The following is a 17866-nucleotide window of genomic DNA, read 5'->3' on the forward strand; positions in this document are numbered from 1 at the left end:
GGCCACGGGCTGCCCGGTGTCGGGCAGCGTGCGGGCCGCCCACGCGCCAACGTCCTCCTCGCTGACGGGGTCGTTCTGCAGGGGGTCGCGGGTGAATACCGGCCCGGGAAGACGCGTCCCTTCCGCCTCGACGGGCCCTGGCAGGTTCCGCCCGTCGTCGTACGTATATTCACACCCGCCCAGCACCATGCCGGCGGCCATGGCAGCAATGACGACGGCGGCGGCCGGCTTCCGCGCAGGCCGCACCCGTGCGTCCCCATCGGGGGCCGTGGGGACGGTGGATGGCGCGGAGGCTGTCCGCACACTGGGCATAGTCCGACTGTATGCCCGCAGGCGACGGCGGGCCAGAGCACGGAGGGCGGTTATTCCGCGGGCGCCAGCCGGTAGGCGTAAATGAGGGGTGCGTCCACGCTGTATGTGCTGATGTCCAGTGTGCCGGCGTCCGGCAGGGTGATTTTTGTCATTTCCCGGCTTCCGTTGCAGGCTGCTCCGGCGTCCGCCAGCTTCTTCCCGTCCAGCGATACGGCGAAGAAGGCCTTCCCGCCACCCTCGCACGTGGCGGTGAGGGTGTAGCGCCCCGCCGGGACATCAACGGCTTCCCTGATGATGCGGTCCGGGTTGAGGATTTTACCGGCGTCCTCAAGGACCGCTCCCGGAACCGGGGGCAGCGCGGTGGCCTGCCACTGCGGAACGTCCGCGTTCTCGATGGAAACAACGGGGGAGCACCCGGCCAGGACAAGGGCCGCCGCACCCGCGGACACGGCGGACCACGGCATCAGGCGGGCGCTCCGCGCGGGCCGGAACCGGGCGCGCGGAGGGACGGAAAGACGCGAAGGCATGCCTCAACGCTACCCGGTGCGGGCGGCCCCGGGCTCCGGCGCCCGCCGGACTAAACTTGGGCAGTGCCTAAATCCCCATACGAGTTCACCGCCGGCAACACCCCGGACGCACCCCGCAGCGACCTCCCGGAACTGCTCACGGCCCTCGCCGCCGACCTGAGGCGCCTGGACTACACTCCCGACGGCGTCGCCCGGCTCCTGGGCGCCGCAGCCTCCGCTGCCCTGAACCGGGACCAGGTCATTCCGGCCCTGCTGGCAGTGGACCGGGCACTGCGCCAGGACGAAGGCAACGCGGCGCTCGCCGCCGTCGTCCGCCTGTGGCTCCTGGCCGAGCCCCAGGCGAAGGAAACGCTCGACGCCGCCCTTCCGGTCATCGGTGCCGACGGCCTCCTCACGCTGGGGCTTGTTGAGCCCGTTCCCGGCGCGGGTCTGTTGGCTGCCAAAGCTGACTTGCGGCCGTACGGGTGGGAGGGGAACGAAGGTCAGAGCGACAGCGGCAGCGGGGGTGCGGAGCTCTGGGTGGCCAGCGATCTGGCCGCGCACCAGCAGGCGGGGGTGCTGCGGCACGACCATGTGCTCGGCATCGGCCAGGCGTCCACCACCCTGGTGCAGACCACCGTCCGCCGCCATACGGAACGCGCCCTGGATCTCGGCACCGGATGCGGCATCCAGACCTTCCACCTGCTCCACCACTGCGAGCACGTCACGGCAACGGACATCTCCGAACGGGCGCTTGCGTTCACGCGCTTCAACATCCTGCTCAACGCCGCGGCCCTGTCCGTTGACCCGTCCCGGCTGGAGGACAGGGTGAGCCTGCGTCTGGGCTCACTCCTGGACCCCGTGGCAGGCGAGGAATTCGGGCTGGTGGTGTCCAACCCGCCGTTCGTGATCACACCACGAAGCGCAGGCGAGGACGCCGCGGACCAGTTCACCTACCGCGACGGCGGACTGCCGGGCGATGAAATTGTCTCCTCGCTCGTCAGGGCCCTGCCGTCCGTCCTCGCCCCTTCCGGAACAGCCCAGCTTTTAGGCAACTGGGAGGTCATGGCGGGAACGTCATGGCAGGAACGGCCGCAAAGCTGGGCTGGTTCGGGCGTTGATGCCTGGTTCATCCAGCGCGAGCAGGTGGGGCCGGAGCAGTACGCGGAAACGTGGCTGCAGGACGCCTCCGAGGGCCGGGACCGGCAGCACTACCGGGACGCCTACGCCGCCTACCTGGCGGACTTCGAATCGAGGAACGTGGAGGGCATCGGCTTCGGCATGGTCTGGCTCCGGCGGCCGGCGGCACCCGGGCAGGCAACGTTCACCCGGTTCGAGGAAATCACCTACCCCATCGAGCAGCCCATCGGCCCCCACCTGGGCGCCGCCGTCGAACGCATCGACTGGCTGGCCGCGCACCGCCTGGAGGACGCGCACCTGCTGGTGGCGGAGGACGTCACGGAGGAGCGCCACCAGCGCCCGGGGGCGGAGCACCCTGGCGTGATCCTGCTCCGGCAGGGCGCAGGCCTGCGCCGGACAAACCTGCTGAGTACCGAGCTGGCAGGCTTCGTGTCGGCCTGCGACGGTGACCTTTCCGCCGGGCAGATTGCCGGTGCTTTGGAGGCGCTGCTCGGCGGCGGGATGGTGGGGGCGGACGGGTTCGACGCCGGTTCCTTCCGGGGCGGGCTGCTCACCGATGTGGCCAACTTGGTGCGGGACGGCTTCCTGATCCCCGCCGCCGGATAAGGCACGGAGCAAGGCGCCGACGGCGCCCGGCAGAACCCCCTTCTTTTCCACATGGATGCGCACATTTCTGCAAAATATGGTGAACTAGGCCAGTATGGGCGCATCTGCCCGAGCAACCTTTTTCTGTAGGAGCACCGTGCCAAGCAAGGCCAAAACCGGCAAGAAACTCGTGATTGTGGAGTCTCCGGCCAAGAGCAAGACCATCGCCAAGTACCTCGGCGAGGGCTTCATCGTAGAGGCCTCCATCGGTCACATCCGGGACCTGCCGCAGCCGTCCGAACTCCCCGCCGAGCTGAAGAAAACGTCGGTGGGCAAGTTCGCCGTCGACATTGACCACGACTTCAAGCCCTACTACGTGGTGTCCGCGGACAAGAAGAAAAAGGTGACTGAGCTCAAGGCCGCGCTCAAGGACGCCGACGAACTCTATCTCGCAACCGATGGGGACCGCGAGGGCGAGGCCATCGCGTGGCACCTGCTGGAAGTGCTCAAGCCCAAGGTCCCGGTATACCGGATGACGTTCGGCGAAATCACCAAGGAAGCCATCCAGCGCGCCATGGGCAACCTGCGCGACGTGGACACAGCCTTGGTGGACGCCCAGGAGACCCGCCGCGTCCTGGACCGCCTGTACGGCTACGAAATTTCCCCGGTGCTGTGGCGCAAGGTGGCCCGCGGCCTGTCCGCCGGCCGCGTGCAGTCCGTGGTGACCCGCATGGTGGTGGACCGCGAACGCGAGCGGATGGCCTTCAAGGCCGCCTCCTACTGGGACCTCACGGGCCAGTTCGGCGCCGACGCCGGCTCCTTCAAAGCCAAGCTCGCCGCCGTGGACGGTGCCAAGGTTGCCAGCGGCCGGGACTTCAACGACGACGGCGTCCTGACGTCGAAGAACGTTGCCCACCTGAACGAGGAACTGGCTGCGTCCCTGGCGGCAGGGCTGCAGGACGCGTCGTTCACTGTCCGGTCCGTGGACACCAAGCCGTACACCCGGCGCCCGGCTGCGCCCTTCACCACGTCCACGCTGCAGCAGGAGGCGGGACGCAAGCTGCGCTTCTCCTCCAAGAGCACCATGCAGGTGGCCCAGCGGCTGTACGAAAACGGCTACATCACCTATATGCGTACGGACTCCTCCGCGCTGAGCGACGAAGCCCTCACCGCCGCGCGGCGCCAGGCGTCCGAGCTGTACGGCCCGGAGTACATCCCGCAATCACCGCGCGTGTACACCGGCAAGGCAGCCAACGCGCAGGAGGCGCACGAGGCCATCCGCCCAGCCGGCGACTCGTTCCGCACCCCGGCCCAGGTGGCCAAGCAGCTCTCGGGCGACGAATTCCGCCTGTACGAACTCATCTGGAAGCGCACCGTCGCGTCCCAGATGGCCGATGCGAAGGGCTCGACGGCGACCATCCGGCTGGGTGCCGTCGCTGCGGACGGCCGGGATGCCGAGTTCTCGGCCTCCGGCACCGTGATCACGTTCCCCGGCTTCCTCGCCGCCTACGAGGAAGGCAAGGACGAGACCCGCGGAGACGACGACTCCGACGACGCCCGCCGGCTGCCCAACGTGGCCAAGGGTGATGCCCTCAAGGCCTCCGAGATCCTGGCAGTGGGCCACGAAACCTCACCGCCGCCGCGCTACACCGAAGCGTCACTGACGGCTGAGCTGGAGAAGAGGGGCATCGGCCGCCCGTCCACCTACGCCTCCACCATCTCCACCATCCAGGACCGCGGATACGTCCGGAAACAGGGTTCTGCGCTGGTCCCCAGCTGGATCGCCTTCTCGGTGATCCGCCTGCTGGAGCAGCACTTCAGCGACTATGTTGACTACGAGTTCACCGCGGACATGGAAGGCGACCTGGACAAGATCGCCAACGGCCAGGCCGTGGGCGCCTCCTGGCTCCGCCACTTCTACTTCGGTGAAGACTCGGACCCGGGCCTGCTGAGCATCGTGAACAACCTGGGCGAGATCGACGCCCGCGAAATCAACTCCATCCCCATCACCGATGAGATCACGCTCCGGGTTGGCAAATTCGGCCCGTACCTGGAAAGCTCGGCCGCCACTGTTGACCCGAAGACCGGGGAGATTGTGGAGTCGCCCCGCGCCAACGTGCCCGAGGACCTGGCTCCGGACGAACTGACCGCTGCCAAGGCCATTGAGCTGATGGAAACCGCAGCCCCCGAGGAACGGGTGCTGGGCACCGATCCGCACACCGGGCACACGGTGGTTGCCAAGAACGGCCGCTACGGCGCCTACGTCACCGAGGTCATCCCGGAGATGACCGAGGAACAGATCGCCGCCCAGCCGGTGGAGTACTACAAGAACGGCAAGCCCAAGCCGCCGAAGAAGCCGGTCAAGGCCAAGCCCCGCACCGGCTCGCTGTTCAAGTCCATGACCGTGGAGTCGGTCACCCTGGACGAGGCGCTGCAGCTCATGAGCCTGCCCCGCGCCCTGGGCGAGGACGGCGAAGGCAACCTCATCACGGTGCAGAACGGCCGGTTTGGTCCTTACCTCAAGAAGGGGACCGACTCCCGGTCCATCGGCTCCGAGGAAGAGATCTTCACCATCACCCTGGACCAGGCGCTGGAGATCTACTCCCAGCCTAAGCAGCGCGGTGCCCGGGCCGCCGTCCCGCCACTGGCTGAGTTCGGCCCGGACCCGGTGTCGGAGAAGAACATCGTGGTGAAGGAAGGCCGCTTCGGCCCCTACATCACGGACGGGATCACCAACATCACCGTTCCGCGGGCAACCTCACTGGAGGAGCTGACCCGCGAACAGGCCGTGGAACTGCTGGCGGAGAAGCGTGCCAAGGGTCCGGTGAAGCGTACGTCCACCCGCAAGGCTCCGGCCAAGAAGAAGGCCACCGCGAAGAAGTAGCGGCTGTTACGGGGTTTGCATGGGGCACTGGATCGTGATCGGGTAGTGGGATGACTGAACAGCCAGCGCACACGGATCTCCAGCCCCTCAACGACCTCGAGGAAAAGCTCGCCAAGGGCGGGCAGCCTGACGCCAGCCCGGTAGACGTCATCCTGTCCTTCCTGAACAGTGAGGTCTACATCATCAGTTCGGACGGTATCGAGGGCGAGGACTCCCAGGTGGAGCCCCTGGTCCTGGGCAACGCCGACGGCGATCCCGTCCTCGCCGTCTTCTCGCACCCCAGCCGCGTGGACCAGCAGTACCTCGAAGCTGCTCCCAACGTGCTGGGAACCCAGGGCGCGGCCATCATCGCCAACATCGGCGACGAACTGGGAATGGTCATCAACCCGGGCGCAGCCTACGGTTTCGAGATCAACCCCGAAGGCGTGGCCAACATCAAGCGCGACTTCAAGCGGGCTGACGAGCAATAATGGCACCATGCGGCTAGGCGTCCTCGATATCGGGTCCAATACTGTCCATCTCCTCCTGGTGGATGCCCACCCCGGCGCGCGCCCGGTACCCTTCGCCTCGCACAAACGGCCGCTGTCCCTGGTCCAGTACCTGGAGCCGGACGGCAGCATCAACGACGCAGGCCAGCACGAGCTCACCGAGTTCGTCCTTGAAGCCTGGGAATTTGCGGCCAGGCACAAGGCCGAGGACCTCCTGGCCTTCTGTACGTCAGCCATCCGCGAGGCAACCAACGGCCCCGAGGTCCTGGCCCGCGTCAAGCACGAAACCACCGTCACCCTGCAGGAACTCACCGGCAGCGAAGAAGCATCCATGACCTTCTTCGCCGTCAGGCGCTGGCATGGGTGGGGCGCCGGTCCCATCCTGAACCTGGACATCGGCGGCGGCTCCTTTGAGATGGCCTTCGGCCAGGACGAGCTTCCGGAGGTGGCCACTTCCGTTCCGCTGGGTGCCAGCCGGCTCACGCGGGACTGGCTGTCCGAAGATCCGCCGTCGGCCAAAAGCGTCAAGGAGCTGCGGCGGTACATCCGGGCTACCCTCAAGCCTGCGGTCCGGGAGTTCGACGGGCTGGGCCGGGCCAACGTGGTGGCGGGAACGTCAAAGACCTTCCGTTCCCTGGCGCGGATCGCCGGGGCCGCCCCCAGCGCGGCCGGCCCCTACGTCAAGCGCGAGCTGCAGGCCTCGGACCTGGGGGTCTGGGCGCAGCGCATCTCGGCCATGAAGGTCGAGGACCGGTTGCACCTGCCGGGCGTCTCGGAAGCCCGCGCCCACCAGCTGCTGGCCGGAGCGCTCGTGGCGGAGGCAGCTCTGGAACTCTTCAAATTCAAGAAGCTGAGAATCTGCCCGTGGGCCTTGCGCGAAGGCCTGATCCTTCGCCGGCTGGACCAGCTGGTATTTTCCGGGCCGCTGGAGCTGGCCCCCCACCTGGCGCCGCCGCAGGCTGTCGAAGCCGCAGTCTAAAAACCCCTTAAAGCGGAAATACCGGCGCCGGCAACAGGAAAATGGGGGAAAACCTGTTGCCAAACGCCGGTATCCTGGCAGGGATCCCCATCCCTGCCGCATCACTCGCACCCTCAATGAGGTAATAACTACGTTAGGGCGCCAAGTTGTGAGGCACCTGCACCCAACATGGGAGCCACCTGTGAATGGATTTCGGGGAGTTCCCACCATTTTCGTGTCCGTCCCGGGTCATGGTTTTCTGCGCCTGCCCGGCCGAACTGTAATGATGGAGCCATGAGCAACCGAATCGCATTCCTTGGCTGTGGATCCATGAACGAAGCAATTCTGAGTGGCCTGCTGGAATCCGGAACGGATCCGGCGGACGTCGTCGCTACCGTCCGGAGGGCAGAGCGCGCCGCCGAGCTGGCAGAACGGCACCACGGGGTGACCGCAATCGCGGGGGAAGAGGAGCCGGACAACAACAAGCAGGCAACCAAGGGATCCGGCGTCGTGATCCTTGGCGTCAAGCCTGTTGGCATTACGGAACTTGCACGGGAGATCAGCAGCTCGCTCGCGCCCACCACGGTGGTGGTCAGCGTGGCCGCGGCGGTATCCATTGCGCAGCTTGAGGCGGCACTGCCGGCTGGGCAGCCGGTCATCCGGTCCATGCCCAATACACCGGCCAAGCTGGGCCGCGGCGTGGTGTCGGTCTCGCCGGGCACCAACTGCACCGCGGGCCAGCTCCAGAGGGTCAAGGACGTCCTGCACGGCGCGGGAACGGTGGTGGAGGTCCCCGAGGAACAGGTGGACGCGCTGTCGGCGATCAGCGGCTCCGGACCGGCCTACGCCTTTTACCTGGCTGAAGCGATGGCCGCAGCAGGCCGTGAGCTTGGCCTGGACCCGGATCTGTCGCTTCTCCTCGCCCGGGAAACAGTGGCCGGAGCCGGCTTTATGCTGGCCGAACCCGGCGCCGATCCGAGCGCACTGCGCAAAGCCGTAACCAGCCCGAACGGCACCACCGAGAGGGCCATCGCCACGTTCGACGAGCGCGGCCTGCCCGCCATTATTGCCGCCGGCGCCCGCGCCGCCGCGGAGCGGGCAGCCGAGATCACCAGGCAGCTCGGCTGACTCACGGAGTTTTTGTCCAGATATGCGGACTTAACCATCGTTCAAGCCTGCATATCTGGACAAAAACTCGGAAACTAGGGCCGGGCTGCAAACCGTTCCAGCAGGTCCACGTGGCCGGACACGATCAGCATGTCCCGGGAGGAAACCTTGGTCTCCGGGCGGGCGTAGGTGAAGTCCTCACCCGGCGACTTCACGCCGACGATCGTCACGCCGTACTTGGACCGGACCTTGGACTCGTCCAGCGTGAATCCCACCGTTTCGCGCGGGGGATACATCTTCACAATGGCGAAGTCGTCGTCGAACTCGATGAAGTCCAGCATCCGGCCGGAGACCAGGTGCGCGGCCCGGACACCGGCGTCGGCCTCCGGGTAGATCACGTGGTTGGCTCCGATGCGGGTGAGGATTTTGCCGTGGGAGGGCGTAATGGCCTTGACCCAGAGGTGCTCGATGCCAAGGTCCACGAGGTTGACTGTGATCAGCACCGAGGATTCGATGGACGTGCCCACCCCCACCACGGCCGAGCTGAACTCCTGGGCGCCCAGCTGGCGGAGTGCGTCGATGTTGGTGGCGTCGGCCTCCACCACGTGGGTCAGGGTAGCGGCCCACTTTTGGACGAGGCTCCGGTCGCGCTCGATGGCCAGTACTTCGCGGCCCTGCTTCACCAGTTGTTCGGCCGTTGCCGATCCGAACCGGCCAAGCCCAACGACCAGGACTGGCGCGTTGTGTGCTGGGCGCCGCGGGGCATCTGGGGAACTAGCCAATGATGGGCCTCTCTTCCGGGTAGTGATACAGCTGCCTGCGTTGCCGCAGGGCGAGGGCGGCGGCGAGGGTTACTGTACCAACACGCCCCATGAACATCAGGGCAGTCAGGACGTATGCTCCTGCCGGCGGCACCTCGGCGCTGAGGTTCGTACTTAGACCGCAGGTAGCAAAAGCGGAAATCGCTTCGAACAGCACGCGGTCAAGGGGCGCCCCGCTGATGTTCAGCAGGAGGAACGAGCCTACCGAGACCAGGGTGGCGCCGGCTACGATCACCGAAATTGCCACCCGCATGGCACCCTGCGGGATCGTACGGCCGTGGACCTTCACATCGGCATCGCCCCGGGCCTCCGCCACGATTGCCAGGAACATGATGGCGATGGTTGTCACTTTGATGCCGCCGGCCGTCGACGCGGAGCCTCCGCCGGCAAACATCAGGGCGTCGGTCAGCAACATGGTGGTGGATTCCATCTGGTTCTGATCCACGAGGTTGAAGCCGCCGGAACGGATCTGGACGGAAGCGAAGACCGAGTGCAGGACCTTGTCACCGATGCCCATGGTGCCGATGGTGCGCTGGTTGTCCCATTCCATCAGCGCCCAAAGGACGCTGCCCGCCGCGAAGAGGATCAGGGACACTTCGATTGTCAGCTTGGTGTGCAGGTTCCACTTTTTCCAGTTGAGCCCGTTCTGGAGCAGGACCATAACAACCGGAAACCCCAGGCTGCCAAGGAACACACCAGACATGATGGGAATTAGAATCCACAGGTCGCTCGCGAATGGAACGATTCCGTCCGCGTGCGCAGTAAAGCCTGCGTTGTTGAACGAGGATATCGCGTAGAAAAAGCCGTGCCAGACAGCGCCCCAGAAGCTCTCACCGAGTACCAGGAACCGGGGGATGAGGACAAGCGCCAGGACGGCCTCGATCACCACCGATGTGGTGATGACGATCCGCAGGAGTGTTCCCACTTCGCCCAGCCGCCCGGCGTTGTTCATGGACTCTGCCGCAATGATCTTTCCGCGGACGCCCAGCCGCTTGCTCACCATCAGCGCCAGCAGTGACGCGAGTGTCAGGGTGCCAAGGCCTCCAATGAAGATCGCGATGAGGATAACCAGCTGGCCGAAGAAGGACCAATGAACGGCAGTGGTAACCACCGTGAGGCCCGTAACGCAGACGGCGGACACCGCTGTGAACATGGCCTGGTGGAGGGGAGTGACGTTACCGTCCGCTGATGAGGCCGGCAGCGAGAGGAGAAACGTGAAGAGCAGGCAGACGGCGGCGAACACCGTCAGGGCAAGCCGGGCCGGCGAGGTATTCGCAATGTCGTCGACGAAGTCCCGCAGCCGCGTAAGGATCCAGAGGCCTTCCCGCTCCTGCCCTGCGGGATGCCAGTTGGCCGGGGTACGGGGCCTCGACTGGCTTTGCGTCATGTGTGGCTTTTCCTCGGTAGAAACTGCTTCCCCCAGTAGTAAACCACTAATGCATGCGTCATGACTGGGCAGGAGGGGTGCCGCGCTCAGGTAGCCTGTGATTGATGACATACCTGCCGGGCCTCACCTTGCCCGCGCCCCCAACGGTGGTGGCGTGGAGTTCTGACATGACCGCCTACAATTTCGGCCCGGGCCACCCCATGGCGCCGGAGCGCATGGACCTGACAGCCCGGTTGGCGGCCACCCTTGGGTTGTTTGACCTGGAGCATGTTGCGGTGGAGGCGCCGGGAGTGGCGGACGACGCCGACCTTGAGTCCGTGCATTCCCCCGAGTTTGTAGCGGCGGTAAAAAAGGTCAGCGCACATCCCGGCCAGCCTGACGAGGCCCGTGGCCTGGGCACCGAGGACGACCCCGCTTTTGCCGGAATGCACGAGGCAGCGGCCCGCCTGGCCGGAGCTTCGCTGCTGTCCGCCTCCCGGATCCTGGACGGTTCAGCCCTGCGCGCCATCAATTTCGGCGGGGGCATGCACCACGCCTCCCGCGAGCGGGCCAGCGGGTTCTGCATTTATAACGACGCTGCACTTGCCGTTCAGAAGCTGCTCGACGGCGGCATCCGCAGGGTGGCGTATATCGACGTCGATGCGCACCACGGGGACGGAACGGAAAGTATTTTCTGGGACGACCCCCGCGTCCTCACGGTTTCGCTGCACGAGAGCGGGCTGACGCTGTTCCCGGGCACCGGGTTCGCGAACGAGATCGGCGGTCCGCAGGCGGAGGGGACGGCCGTGAACGTCGCACTGCCCTCGGGAACGGGGGACGCCGGCTGGCTGCGCGCCTTCTATGCCGTGGTCCCGCAGCTGGTGGCCGCCTTCCAGCCGGAGGTGATTGTCAGCCAGCACGGCTGCGACTCCCACCGCCTGGATCCCCTCACGCACCTCAACCTCAGCGTTGACGGGCAGCGGGAGGCCGCTTCCGCCGTCGGGAACCTTGCAGCCCGTCACTGCGACAACCGCTGGATCGCCACGGGAGGCGGCGGCTACAACGTCCTCCAGGTGGTCCCGCGGTCCTGGAGCCACCTGATTGCCATCGCGGCCGGACGGCCCGTGCCGCTGCGCACGCCGGTCCCGCAGGACTGGCGTGACTACGTCCAGGAGAAGTTCGGATCCTCCGCGCCGGAGCTGATGAGTGACGATGTGGAGCTCTGGTGGCGGTCGTGGGAGGTCGGATTCGATCCCAATGACGCCGTGGACCGGACGGTGATGGCAACCCGGAAATCCGTGTTCCCGCTCCACGGACTCGACCCCTGGTTCGACTGACGCGTTGCCTTCAGGTGTTCCGCTTCTCCGTCTGGAACACCACGCCCGCCGCGCCGATGAGCCATCCCAGCAGCGATAACGCGAAGGCCCCGATCAGGTCCGTGGACGCGGTTCCCTTGGCGAGCCAGAGCAGCAGGACGGCCAGGCCCACGGCGAGGTAAACGATGATGGCTGCGACGATCCTCCCCGACAGCCTGGCGGTGACGTCCGACGGGTTGACCGCAGTGGAGCTTCCCGGCGCCCCGGGCCCTGATGTCCGGCGGGCATCCTGTTCAGACTCGTCACGGCGGACCTCGGCGATGGTAAAACCCAGCGCAGATGCCGTAAGGGAACTCAAGGATGTGGCCAGGACGCCGGCCGCGGTGACCAGGGCTCCATTGAGGGGCGGCGCCACAGTCCTGCCGTCAGGCACCCAGAACCCCACACGCAGCAGCACGGAGCCCCACACGGCGACGAAGAGGCCCAGGAAAACGAACGCGATGATGTTGAACAGTTGCTGGCGGAGGACATCCATGCCACCCACTCCTCAGGTCACTCTGGCTGCTGACCGGGAACCCGGGGCAACCCTGGAACCGTTCTAGCACCGCGGAAGAACCTGGACAATGGCGTTCGGATACGGGCCGAAATAGTTGATGCCTTTCGGCGTATATGTCGCTAGGGTTGAGGCATGGTGACAGACGACGTATTTGCCGTCATAGCGGAATCGACCCGGCGTGACATTTTGGTTTCCCTCCGCTCCGGAGACAAGGCCGTGGGCGAACTGGTGGAGGAACTGGCGGCGAGCCAGCCCACCATTTCCAAGCACCTCAAAGTCCTTCGCGAAGCCCAGCTAGTGAGTATGAGGGCTCAGGGCCAGAAGCGCTACTACGCACTCAACCGCAAACCGCTGGAGGGCATCGCCACCTGGCTTGAAACCCTCGACGTCGGCGCGGCGGCGCCAGCGGAAGCAGCCGGCCGGGCGCCCGTGCACGCCGCTGCTGCTGAAAGCAGCCAGGAACAGGCTTCCCCCACCACCACCGAGGAGGCACCCGCGCACCAGAAGGCCGCCACTGCCGGCGCTGTGGCGGCCGAGGCTGTGTCCGCCGGTGTCCTGGCGCGCGACGGCGCCGAGCTGAGTCCCGCCGTCGTCATTCCCGGCGGAACCACGGCGCCCCTGAGCGATGACAGCGTGCCCCAGCAGATCGGCAGGACCGTGGGGCGTGCCGCCACCAAGGCCGCCGACCTCCTGGCGAACCTCCCCACCCTGCCGAAGTTCGGCCGCAAAAGTAAGTAGCAGCAAGTGTCGTTCTGAGCGCTCAAAACGACACTTACTGCTACCTGGTTGGGGGTCTATTTGTTGAGCAGGCGCACGTGCTCCGGGGTCAGTTCGGAGATGCTGCTGACGCCCAGCAGGGCCATGGTGCGGGCCATGTCCTTCTCGAGGATCTGCAGCGTGCGGTCAACGCCTGCCCGGCCCCCGGCCATCAGGCCGTACAGGTAGGCGCGGCCGATCAGCGTGAAGTCGGCACCCAGCGCGAGGGCAGCCACGATGTCCGCGCCGCTCATGATGCCGGTGTCCAGCATAATCGCGGCGTCGCTGTTGTCTGCGGTGAAGGCCTGCTTGACCTCGGGGAGGAGGTGGAACGGGATGGGTGCCCGGTCCAGCTGGCGGCCGCCGTGGTTGGAGAGGACCACGCCGTCGGCGCCATGGTCGACGACGCGGCGGGCATCCTCGACGGTCTGGATGCCCTTGACCACCAGCTTGCCCTTCCAGGTTTCGCGCAGCCAGTCCAGGTCCTCGAAGGTCAGCGTGGGATCGAACATGGAGTTGATGAGGTCGGCCACGGTCCCGGTGTAGCGGGACAGCGACGCGAACGTGAGCGGCTCGTGCGTGAGGAAGTTGAACCACCAGGCGGGCCGGTAGGAGGCGTCCAGGACGGTTTTGACGGTCAGCGCGGGCGGGATGGTCATGCCGTTACGGACATCGCGGAGGCGGGCGCCGGCCACGGCGGTGTCCACGGTGACCATGAGGGTGTCGTTGCCGGCCTTGGCGGCCCGCTCAATCAGCTCCAGCGAGCGGTCGCGGTCCGTCCAGAGGTACAGCTGGAACCAGTTGCGGCCGTTCGGCGCTGCGGCCGCCACATCCTCGATGGACGCAGTGCCCATGGTGGAAAGGGTGTAGGGGATTCCGGCGGCTTCCGCGGCCTGGGATCCGGCGTACTCGCCTTCGGACTGCATCATCCGGGTGAAGCCGGTGGGGGCGATGCCCACGGGCAGCCGGGAGGGCTTGCCCAGGATCTCGGTGCTCAGGTCGATCTTTGACACGTTGCGCAGGATGCCGGGCCGGAACTCGATGTCCAGGAATGCCTCCCTTGCGCGGCGGAGGGTGATTTCCCCTTCGGCGGCGCCGTCGGTGTAGTCGAACGGTGCCTGCGGGGTGCGGCGCTTGGCGATGTCGCGGAGTTCCCAGATGGTGCTGGCCCGCTTGAGCCGGGCTTCCTTGCTGAACTCGGGCTTCTTGAACTGCATCAGCGGGGCCAGGTCCGAGTACTTGGGGATCCGGCGCTTCAGGGCTGCCGGCACGCCGGAAGCGGCGGGTGCGGGGGAGGGCTTGGGTTGTGCTGCCGCCGGGATGTCAGTGGCATCGGGTGCAGGCGTTGCCTCGGGATTGTTGGGCTGGATGGTGTGGGTCATGGCGTCCTCCATTGGGCCGGCAGGTCCGCATCCGGAACCGCCTGTGGTCTAACCACACTGTAGGCCATGTGGTTGGACCACATCAAGTACCATGGCCCTATGCGTACGCACCAGCTTGTTTTGTCGTGGATCGAAAACGAGCTTTCCGAGGGCCGGCTGACGGTCGGCGGCCGTCTTCCTGCCGAGCGCACGCTGGCCGAGCAGCTGAAGGTTTCACGCACGTCCGTACGGGAAGCGATCCGGATCCTCGAAGCCATGGGGGTGGTCCGGGCCGGGGTTGGCTCGGGCCCGGATGCCGGGACGGTGGTCATTTCGGATCCGACGGCGGCACTTGGCTCAGCACTGCGGCTGCACGTTGCCACGCAGCACCTTCCGGTGGCGGACATTGTTGAAACCCGGGTCCTCCTGGAGTCCTGGGCGGCATCAAAGGCAAGCCCGCAGGCCCCGGAGCTGGAGGCGGCCGGCAGACTGCTGGACGAGATGGCCGCTGAGGGATTGGACGTTGACGAATTCCTGGCGCTGGACGTCCGGTTCCACCTGGCCCTCGCGGATGCCGCGGGAAACGCCGTGGTCAGCGCAATGATGGGGTCGTTGCGCGAATCCATCCAGCGCTACGCCGCGCAGCTGACGTCCAACCTGCCGGATTGGGAGGCCACAGCCTCGCGGCTGAAGGCGGAGCACCGAGAGATCCTTGCCGCCATCAGGAATGACGCCGGCGACCACGCGGCACAGCTGGTGGCAGCGCACATCGAGGGGTATTACCGGGAAGCGGGGCTGGGCCTGTCCATCAGCTCCTGAACGAGGCTGGCGCTCAGCCGTGGACTGCCGTACGGGCAGCCTTTGCCGGACCGGTGCTGGCGCGTACCTCGAGCTTAGGCTGGTAGCGGCTGCCGGGAGCGTCGCTTTCCTCGTTGCGGATGAGGGCACGCAGCTGGTGCCAGGCCTGCTCGCCCAGCTCGGTAATGGGAACAGCCGCTGTGGTGAGCGTCGGCGTCGTGTACTTTGCGAAGGGAATGTCGTCGAAGCCGGTGACCGAGATGTCGCCGGGGACGTCCAGGCCACGTTCATGCAGCCCGCTCATCAGGCCCATCGCCACCAAATCGTTGAAGGCAAGGATCCCCGTGGCGCCGCTCTCCAGCACCGCATCCACCGCACCGTGGCCGGTATCGAAGTCTGAGCCGCCCTCCAGCATGGTGACCTCCACCTGCGGATGGGCCGCCTTGAAGGCCTCCAGGCCCTGGAGCCGGAGGTTGTTGGACGCGCTGCGCGGAGGACCTGCCAGGAAGGCGAGGCGGGTATGGCCCAGGTCCACCAGGTGTTCGGCGATATCCTGCACGCCCTGGCCATAGTCCACCACCAGGCTGGGGACGTTTGCAGCGGCCGTGGTGCGGTTGATGAGGACCAGCGGCCGGAGGGACGGCGCAATCTCCTCCAGTTCGGCGTCGCTCATGCGGGGCGCGCAGAGGACCAGTCCGTCGCACCGCCGGCGTGCCTCGCCCGCCAAGATGGTTTCCTCGCTGGAGACCTCAAAGGAATCGGCGATGAGCACGCGGTACCCGTCCTGGGCGGCGGCCCGGCTCAAGCCACGGAGGATGGCCTGGAAGGTGGGGTTGGCCAGGTCCGGAACCACAATGCCGATGGTGTCTGTCTTGCCCAGGGCCAGGCTTCGGCCTACGGGGTTGGGCTGGTACTTCAGTTCGACCGCGGCCGCCCGGACCCGGGCAGCGATCTCGGGGTCCACCGTGAAGTTGCCATTCATGACGCGCGAAACCGTCGCGTGGGAGACGCCCGCCTTCACGGCAACATCCGCGATACCGATCCTGCCCGATGCCGATTTCCTGACCATGCGTGGTCCCTTCCTTCGCGCCGCGGCCGGCAGGTGGCGGCGCCGTTCCATTGCAGGGCAGGATCCGAACCGACTGGCGGCGTACTCGTCAAAGCATGTAGTGAGTGACAGCATATAACGGGACGGGAAAGCGATTTCTCTTCTTTTCCCACTTTTTCCCGCCAAATTTCCCATTCTTTCCCGGACTTGAACCCGGATCTGGCAGAAAACGCTTTCTTGCAACCCTGCCAATGCTTGACGGATGAGCGATCGGATTGATACAACTCATATAGCAGCCTGAGAAAACGCTTTCTGAGGCAAGGTACAAAGAAGCACCACATCGTCACTGAACAGCGGCCCATCCGGCCGGATCTTGCGTCTTCGAAAGGGACCCTTCATGGTCAACACAGCCGAGTCGACTTCCGCCCCAGAGGCCCGGTCCGAACCAGCGGACGGCACCCAAGCTGCTGCCGCCGCCGGTGCACCCGCCCGCCATGGCGGCAAAGCCCGCATTGCGCTGATCGGCACCGGCGGGCGCTCCGAGATGTACATCCGTGCCATTTTCGGCAAGCACGCGGACACCGCCGAGCTGGTGGCCTTCTCGGACGTGAACCCCGGCCGTGTGGAGTTCTACCAGAAGCTCATCCAGGAACTGGGTGCGCCGGGTCCGGTCGCGTCGTTCGATCCCGCCGACCTCACCGCCTTCATCCAGGCCAACTCCATCGACCGCGTCGTGGTGACCACCCCTGACTACACCCATGCGGACTACATCGTGGAGGCACTGCGCGCAGGCGCCGACGTCGTCGTCGAAAAGCCCCTCACCATCGACGCCGAAGGCTGCCGCCGCATCACCCAGGCCGTGCACGAGACCGGCCGCAACGTGGTGGTCACCTTCAACTACCGCTATTCGCCGCGCAACAGCGCCCTCAAGGAAATCATCCAGAGCGGCGTGATCGGCAAGGTCACGTCCATCGATTTCAGCTGGGTCCTGGACACCGTCCACGGCGCCGACTACTTCCGCCGCTGGCACCGGGAAAAGAAGAACTCCGGGGGCCTGCTGATCCACAAGGCCTCGCACCACTTCGACCTGGTCAACTGGTGGATCGACGACGTTCCCGAGCGCGTCTTCGCCTCCGGCGGCCTGAAGTTCTACGGCGACAAAAACGCCGCCGAGCGCGGCCTGGGTCCCCGCCCCGAGCGCGGCACGCCCAGCGCCGATGCCCCCGCCGGCGCGGAGAAGGACCCCTTCACCCTTGACCTGCGGGAGGACGAGCGCCTCAAAGCCCTCTTCCTGGACAACGAGCACTACGACGGATACCGCCGCGATCAGGACGTCTTCACCGGCGGCATCACTATCGAGGACACCCTCGCGCTCGTGGTGGAATACCAGGGCGGGCCCCGCCTCAGCTACTCGCTGAACGCCCACAGCCCCTGGGAGGGCTACCGGGTAGCGGTCAATGGCACCGAAGGCCGCGCCGAGCTCGAAGTGGTGGAACGCGCCGCCGTCACGTCCAGCACGGACAAGAAGACCGTGGTGGACCCCAGCGCCACCCCCATCGAAGAGGATGACGCCATCCGCCGCAACGGCGAACGCCTGGTGGTTCAGCGCCACTGGGAAGCCGCCTACGAGGTGCCGATCGTCAACGGCGAAGGCGGCCACGGCGGCGGTGACGAGCTCCTGCTTTCGGACCTCTTCAACGGTCCGGGCGAGGACCCGCTGGGACGCCCCTCGGGCTACCTGGACGGGCTGCGCTCCGTCTCCGTCGGCATCGCCGGCAACCGCTCCCTCGAGTCCTCCCTGCCCGTACGCATCGAGGACCTGGACCTCGGCGTCGACCTCCGCCGCGGCAACTGAATCCTGCCC

The 17866-nt window shown here is 66.3% G+C and carries 15 protein-coding genes and 1 pseudogene; 9 read left to right on the plus strand and 7 right to left on the minus strand.

The window, feature by feature from the left end:
• Both ACKAE7_RS09935 and ACKAE7_RS09940 read right to left on the minus strand, forming a co-directional pair.
• Positions 1-312, minus strand: a pseudogene (locus ACKAE7_RS09935) (hypothetical protein); the annotation flags it as partial.
• Positions 313-362: 50 nt separating this feature from the next.
• Entirely contained in the window at positions 363-839 is a 477-nt protein-coding gene (locus tag ACKAE7_RS09940; protein ID WP_408979063.1) for a hypothetical protein, read from the minus strand.
• 63 nt (positions 840-902) lie between these two features.
• Here ACKAE7_RS09940 and ACKAE7_RS09945 point away from each other — a divergent pair, with 63 nt between their 5' ends.
• The 5 genes from ACKAE7_RS09945 to proC all read left to right on the plus strand — a co-directional run bounded on the left by ACKAE7_RS09945 (position 903) and on the right by proC (position 8001).
• On the plus strand, positions 903-2564 hold the full coding sequence (locus ACKAE7_RS09945; protein ID WP_408979064.1) for a methyltransferase: 1662 nt from the start codon (positions 903-905) through the stop codon (positions 2562-2564).
• 136 nt (positions 2565-2700) lie between these two features.
• A complete protein-coding gene (gene topA, locus ACKAE7_RS09950) occupies positions 2701-5427 on the plus strand; it encodes a type I DNA topoisomerase (protein ID WP_190614312.1) in 2727 nt (908 codons plus the stop codon).
• A 50-nt stretch (positions 5428-5477) separates the two neighbouring features.
• A complete protein-coding gene (locus ACKAE7_RS09955; protein WP_174177147.1) occupies positions 5478-5897 on the plus strand; it encodes an SseB family protein in 420 nt (139 codons plus the stop codon).
• Positions 5898-5904: 7 nt separating this feature from the next.
• A complete protein-coding gene (locus ACKAE7_RS09960; RefSeq protein ID WP_188726793.1) occupies positions 5905-6894 on the plus strand; it encodes a Ppx/GppA phosphatase family protein in 990 nt (329 codons plus the stop codon).
• 273 nt (positions 6895-7167) lie between these two features.
• Positions 7168-8001: a pyrroline-5-carboxylate reductase gene (gene proC, locus ACKAE7_RS09965; protein ID WP_191036180.1), complete on the plus strand. Its 834-nt coding sequence runs from the start codon at positions 7168-7170 to the stop codon at positions 7999-8001.
• A gap of 74 nt (positions 8002-8075) precedes the next feature.
• Here proC and ACKAE7_RS09970 read toward each other — a convergent pair whose 3' ends face one another.
• Complete coding sequence (locus tag ACKAE7_RS09970) at positions 8076-8762, minus strand: TrkA family potassium uptake protein (RefSeq protein WP_188812522.1); 687 nt, start codon at positions 8760-8762, stop codon at positions 8076-8078.
• On the minus strand, positions 8755-10188 hold the full coding sequence (locus tag ACKAE7_RS09975) for a TrkH family potassium uptake protein (protein WP_188812524.1): 1434 nt from the start codon (positions 10186-10188) through the stop codon (positions 8755-8757). The genes ACKAE7_RS09970 and ACKAE7_RS09975 overlap by 8 nt, the downstream gene beginning before the upstream one ends.
• Before the next feature lie 104 nt (positions 10189-10292).
• Between ACKAE7_RS09975 and ACKAE7_RS09980 the strand changes: the two genes are divergently transcribed.
• Positions 10293-11504, plus strand: a complete 1212-nt coding sequence (locus ACKAE7_RS09980; RefSeq protein WP_188726799.1) for an acetoin utilization protein AcuC — start codon at positions 10293-10295, stop codon at positions 11502-11504.
• A 10-nt stretch (positions 11505-11514) separates the two neighbouring features.
• On the opposite strand, the gene ACKAE7_RS09985 is transcribed toward ACKAE7_RS09980, so the two are convergent.
• On the minus strand, positions 11515-12018 hold the full coding sequence (locus ACKAE7_RS09985) for a hypothetical protein (protein WP_188812526.1): 504 nt from the start codon (positions 12016-12018) through the stop codon (positions 11515-11517).
• A gap of 153 nt (positions 12019-12171) precedes the next feature.
• Between ACKAE7_RS09985 and ACKAE7_RS09990 the strand changes: the two genes are divergently transcribed.
• The gene (locus ACKAE7_RS09990) at positions 12172-12777 is read left to right on the plus strand and encodes a metalloregulator ArsR/SmtB family transcription factor (protein ID WP_190614305.1); all 606 of its coding nucleotides are present in this window, start codon (positions 12172-12174) and stop codon (positions 12775-12777) included.
• A gap of 56 nt (positions 12778-12833) precedes the next feature.
• On the opposite strand, the gene ACKAE7_RS09995 is transcribed toward ACKAE7_RS09990, so the two are convergent.
• Positions 12834-14177: an alpha-hydroxy acid oxidase gene (locus ACKAE7_RS09995; protein WP_308422250.1), complete on the minus strand. Its 1344-nt coding sequence runs from the start codon at positions 14175-14177 to the stop codon at positions 12834-12836.
• Between the two features lie 99 nt (positions 14178-14276).
• Between ACKAE7_RS09995 and ACKAE7_RS10000 the strand changes: the two genes are divergently transcribed.
• Complete coding sequence (locus ACKAE7_RS10000; protein ID WP_408979065.1) at positions 14277-14975, plus strand: FadR/GntR family transcriptional regulator; 699 nt, start codon at positions 14277-14279, stop codon at positions 14973-14975.
• 13 nt (positions 14976-14988) lie between these two features.
• On the opposite strand, the gene ACKAE7_RS10005 is transcribed toward ACKAE7_RS10000, so the two are convergent.
• Positions 14989-16023 carry a LacI family DNA-binding transcriptional regulator gene (locus ACKAE7_RS10005; RefSeq protein WP_190614301.1) on the minus strand — a complete coding sequence of 345 codons (1035 nt, stop codon included), beginning with the start codon at positions 16021-16023 and terminating at the stop codon, positions 14989-14991.
• A gap of 376 nt (positions 16024-16399) precedes the next feature.
• On the opposite strand from ACKAE7_RS10005, the gene ACKAE7_RS10010 reads away from it, so the two are divergent.
• Complete coding sequence (locus tag ACKAE7_RS10010) at positions 16400-17857, plus strand: Gfo/Idh/MocA family oxidoreductase (RefSeq protein ID WP_408979066.1); 1458 nt, start codon at positions 16400-16402, stop codon at positions 17855-17857.
• Positions 17858-17866 lie beyond the last annotated feature (9 nt).

The organism is Pseudarthrobacter sp. NKDBFgelt, from assembly GCF_046097905.1.
In the GTDB taxonomy this organism is placed as follows: Bacteria; Actinomycetota; Actinomycetes; order Actinomycetales; family Micrococcaceae; genus Arthrobacter; species Arthrobacter polychromogenes.

Coding starts and splice junctions, on each gene's coding strand:
- ACKAE7_RS09940 (WP_408979063.1), bottom strand. CDS start 839: ATGCCTTCGCGTCTTTCCGTCCCTCCGCGCGCCCGGTTCCGGCCCGCG.
- ACKAE7_RS09955 (WP_174177147.1), top strand. CDS start 5,478: ATGACTGAACAGCCAGCGCACACGGATCTCCAGCCCCTCAACGACCTC.
- ACKAE7_RS09960 (WP_188726793.1), top strand. CDS start 5,905: ATGCGGCTAGGCGTCCTCGATATCGGGTCCAATACTGTCCATCTCCTC.
- proC (WP_191036180.1), top strand. CDS start 7,168: ATGAGCAACCGAATCGCATTCCTTGGCTGTGGATCCATGAACGAAGCA.
- ACKAE7_RS09975 (WP_188812524.1), bottom strand. CDS start 10,188: ATGACGCAAAGCCAGTCGAGGCCCCGTACCCCGGCCAACTGGCATCCC.
- ACKAE7_RS09980 (WP_188726799.1), top strand. CDS start 10,293: ATGACATACCTGCCGGGCCTCACCTTGCCCGCGCCCCCAACGGTGGTG.
- ACKAE7_RS09985 (WP_188812526.1), bottom strand. CDS start 12,018: ATGGATGTCCTCCGCCAGCAACTGTTCAACATCATCGCGTTCGTTTTC.
- ACKAE7_RS09990 (WP_190614305.1), top strand. CDS start 12,172: ATGGTGACAGACGACGTATTTGCCGTCATAGCGGAATCGACCCGGCGT.
- ACKAE7_RS09995 (WP_308422250.1), bottom strand. CDS start 14,177: ATGACCCACACCATCCAGCCCAACAATCCCGAGGCAACGCCTGCACCC.
- ACKAE7_RS10000 (WP_408979065.1), top strand. CDS start 14,277: ATGCGTACGCACCAGCTTGTTTTGTCGTGGATCGAAAACGAGCTTTCC.
- ACKAE7_RS10005 (WP_190614301.1), bottom strand. CDS start 16,023: ATGGTCAGGAAATCGGCATCGGGCAGGATCGGTATCGCGGATGTTGCC.
- ACKAE7_RS10010 (WP_408979066.1), top strand. CDS start 16,400: ATGGTCAACACAGCCGAGTCGACTTCCGCCCCAGAGGCCCGGTCCGAA.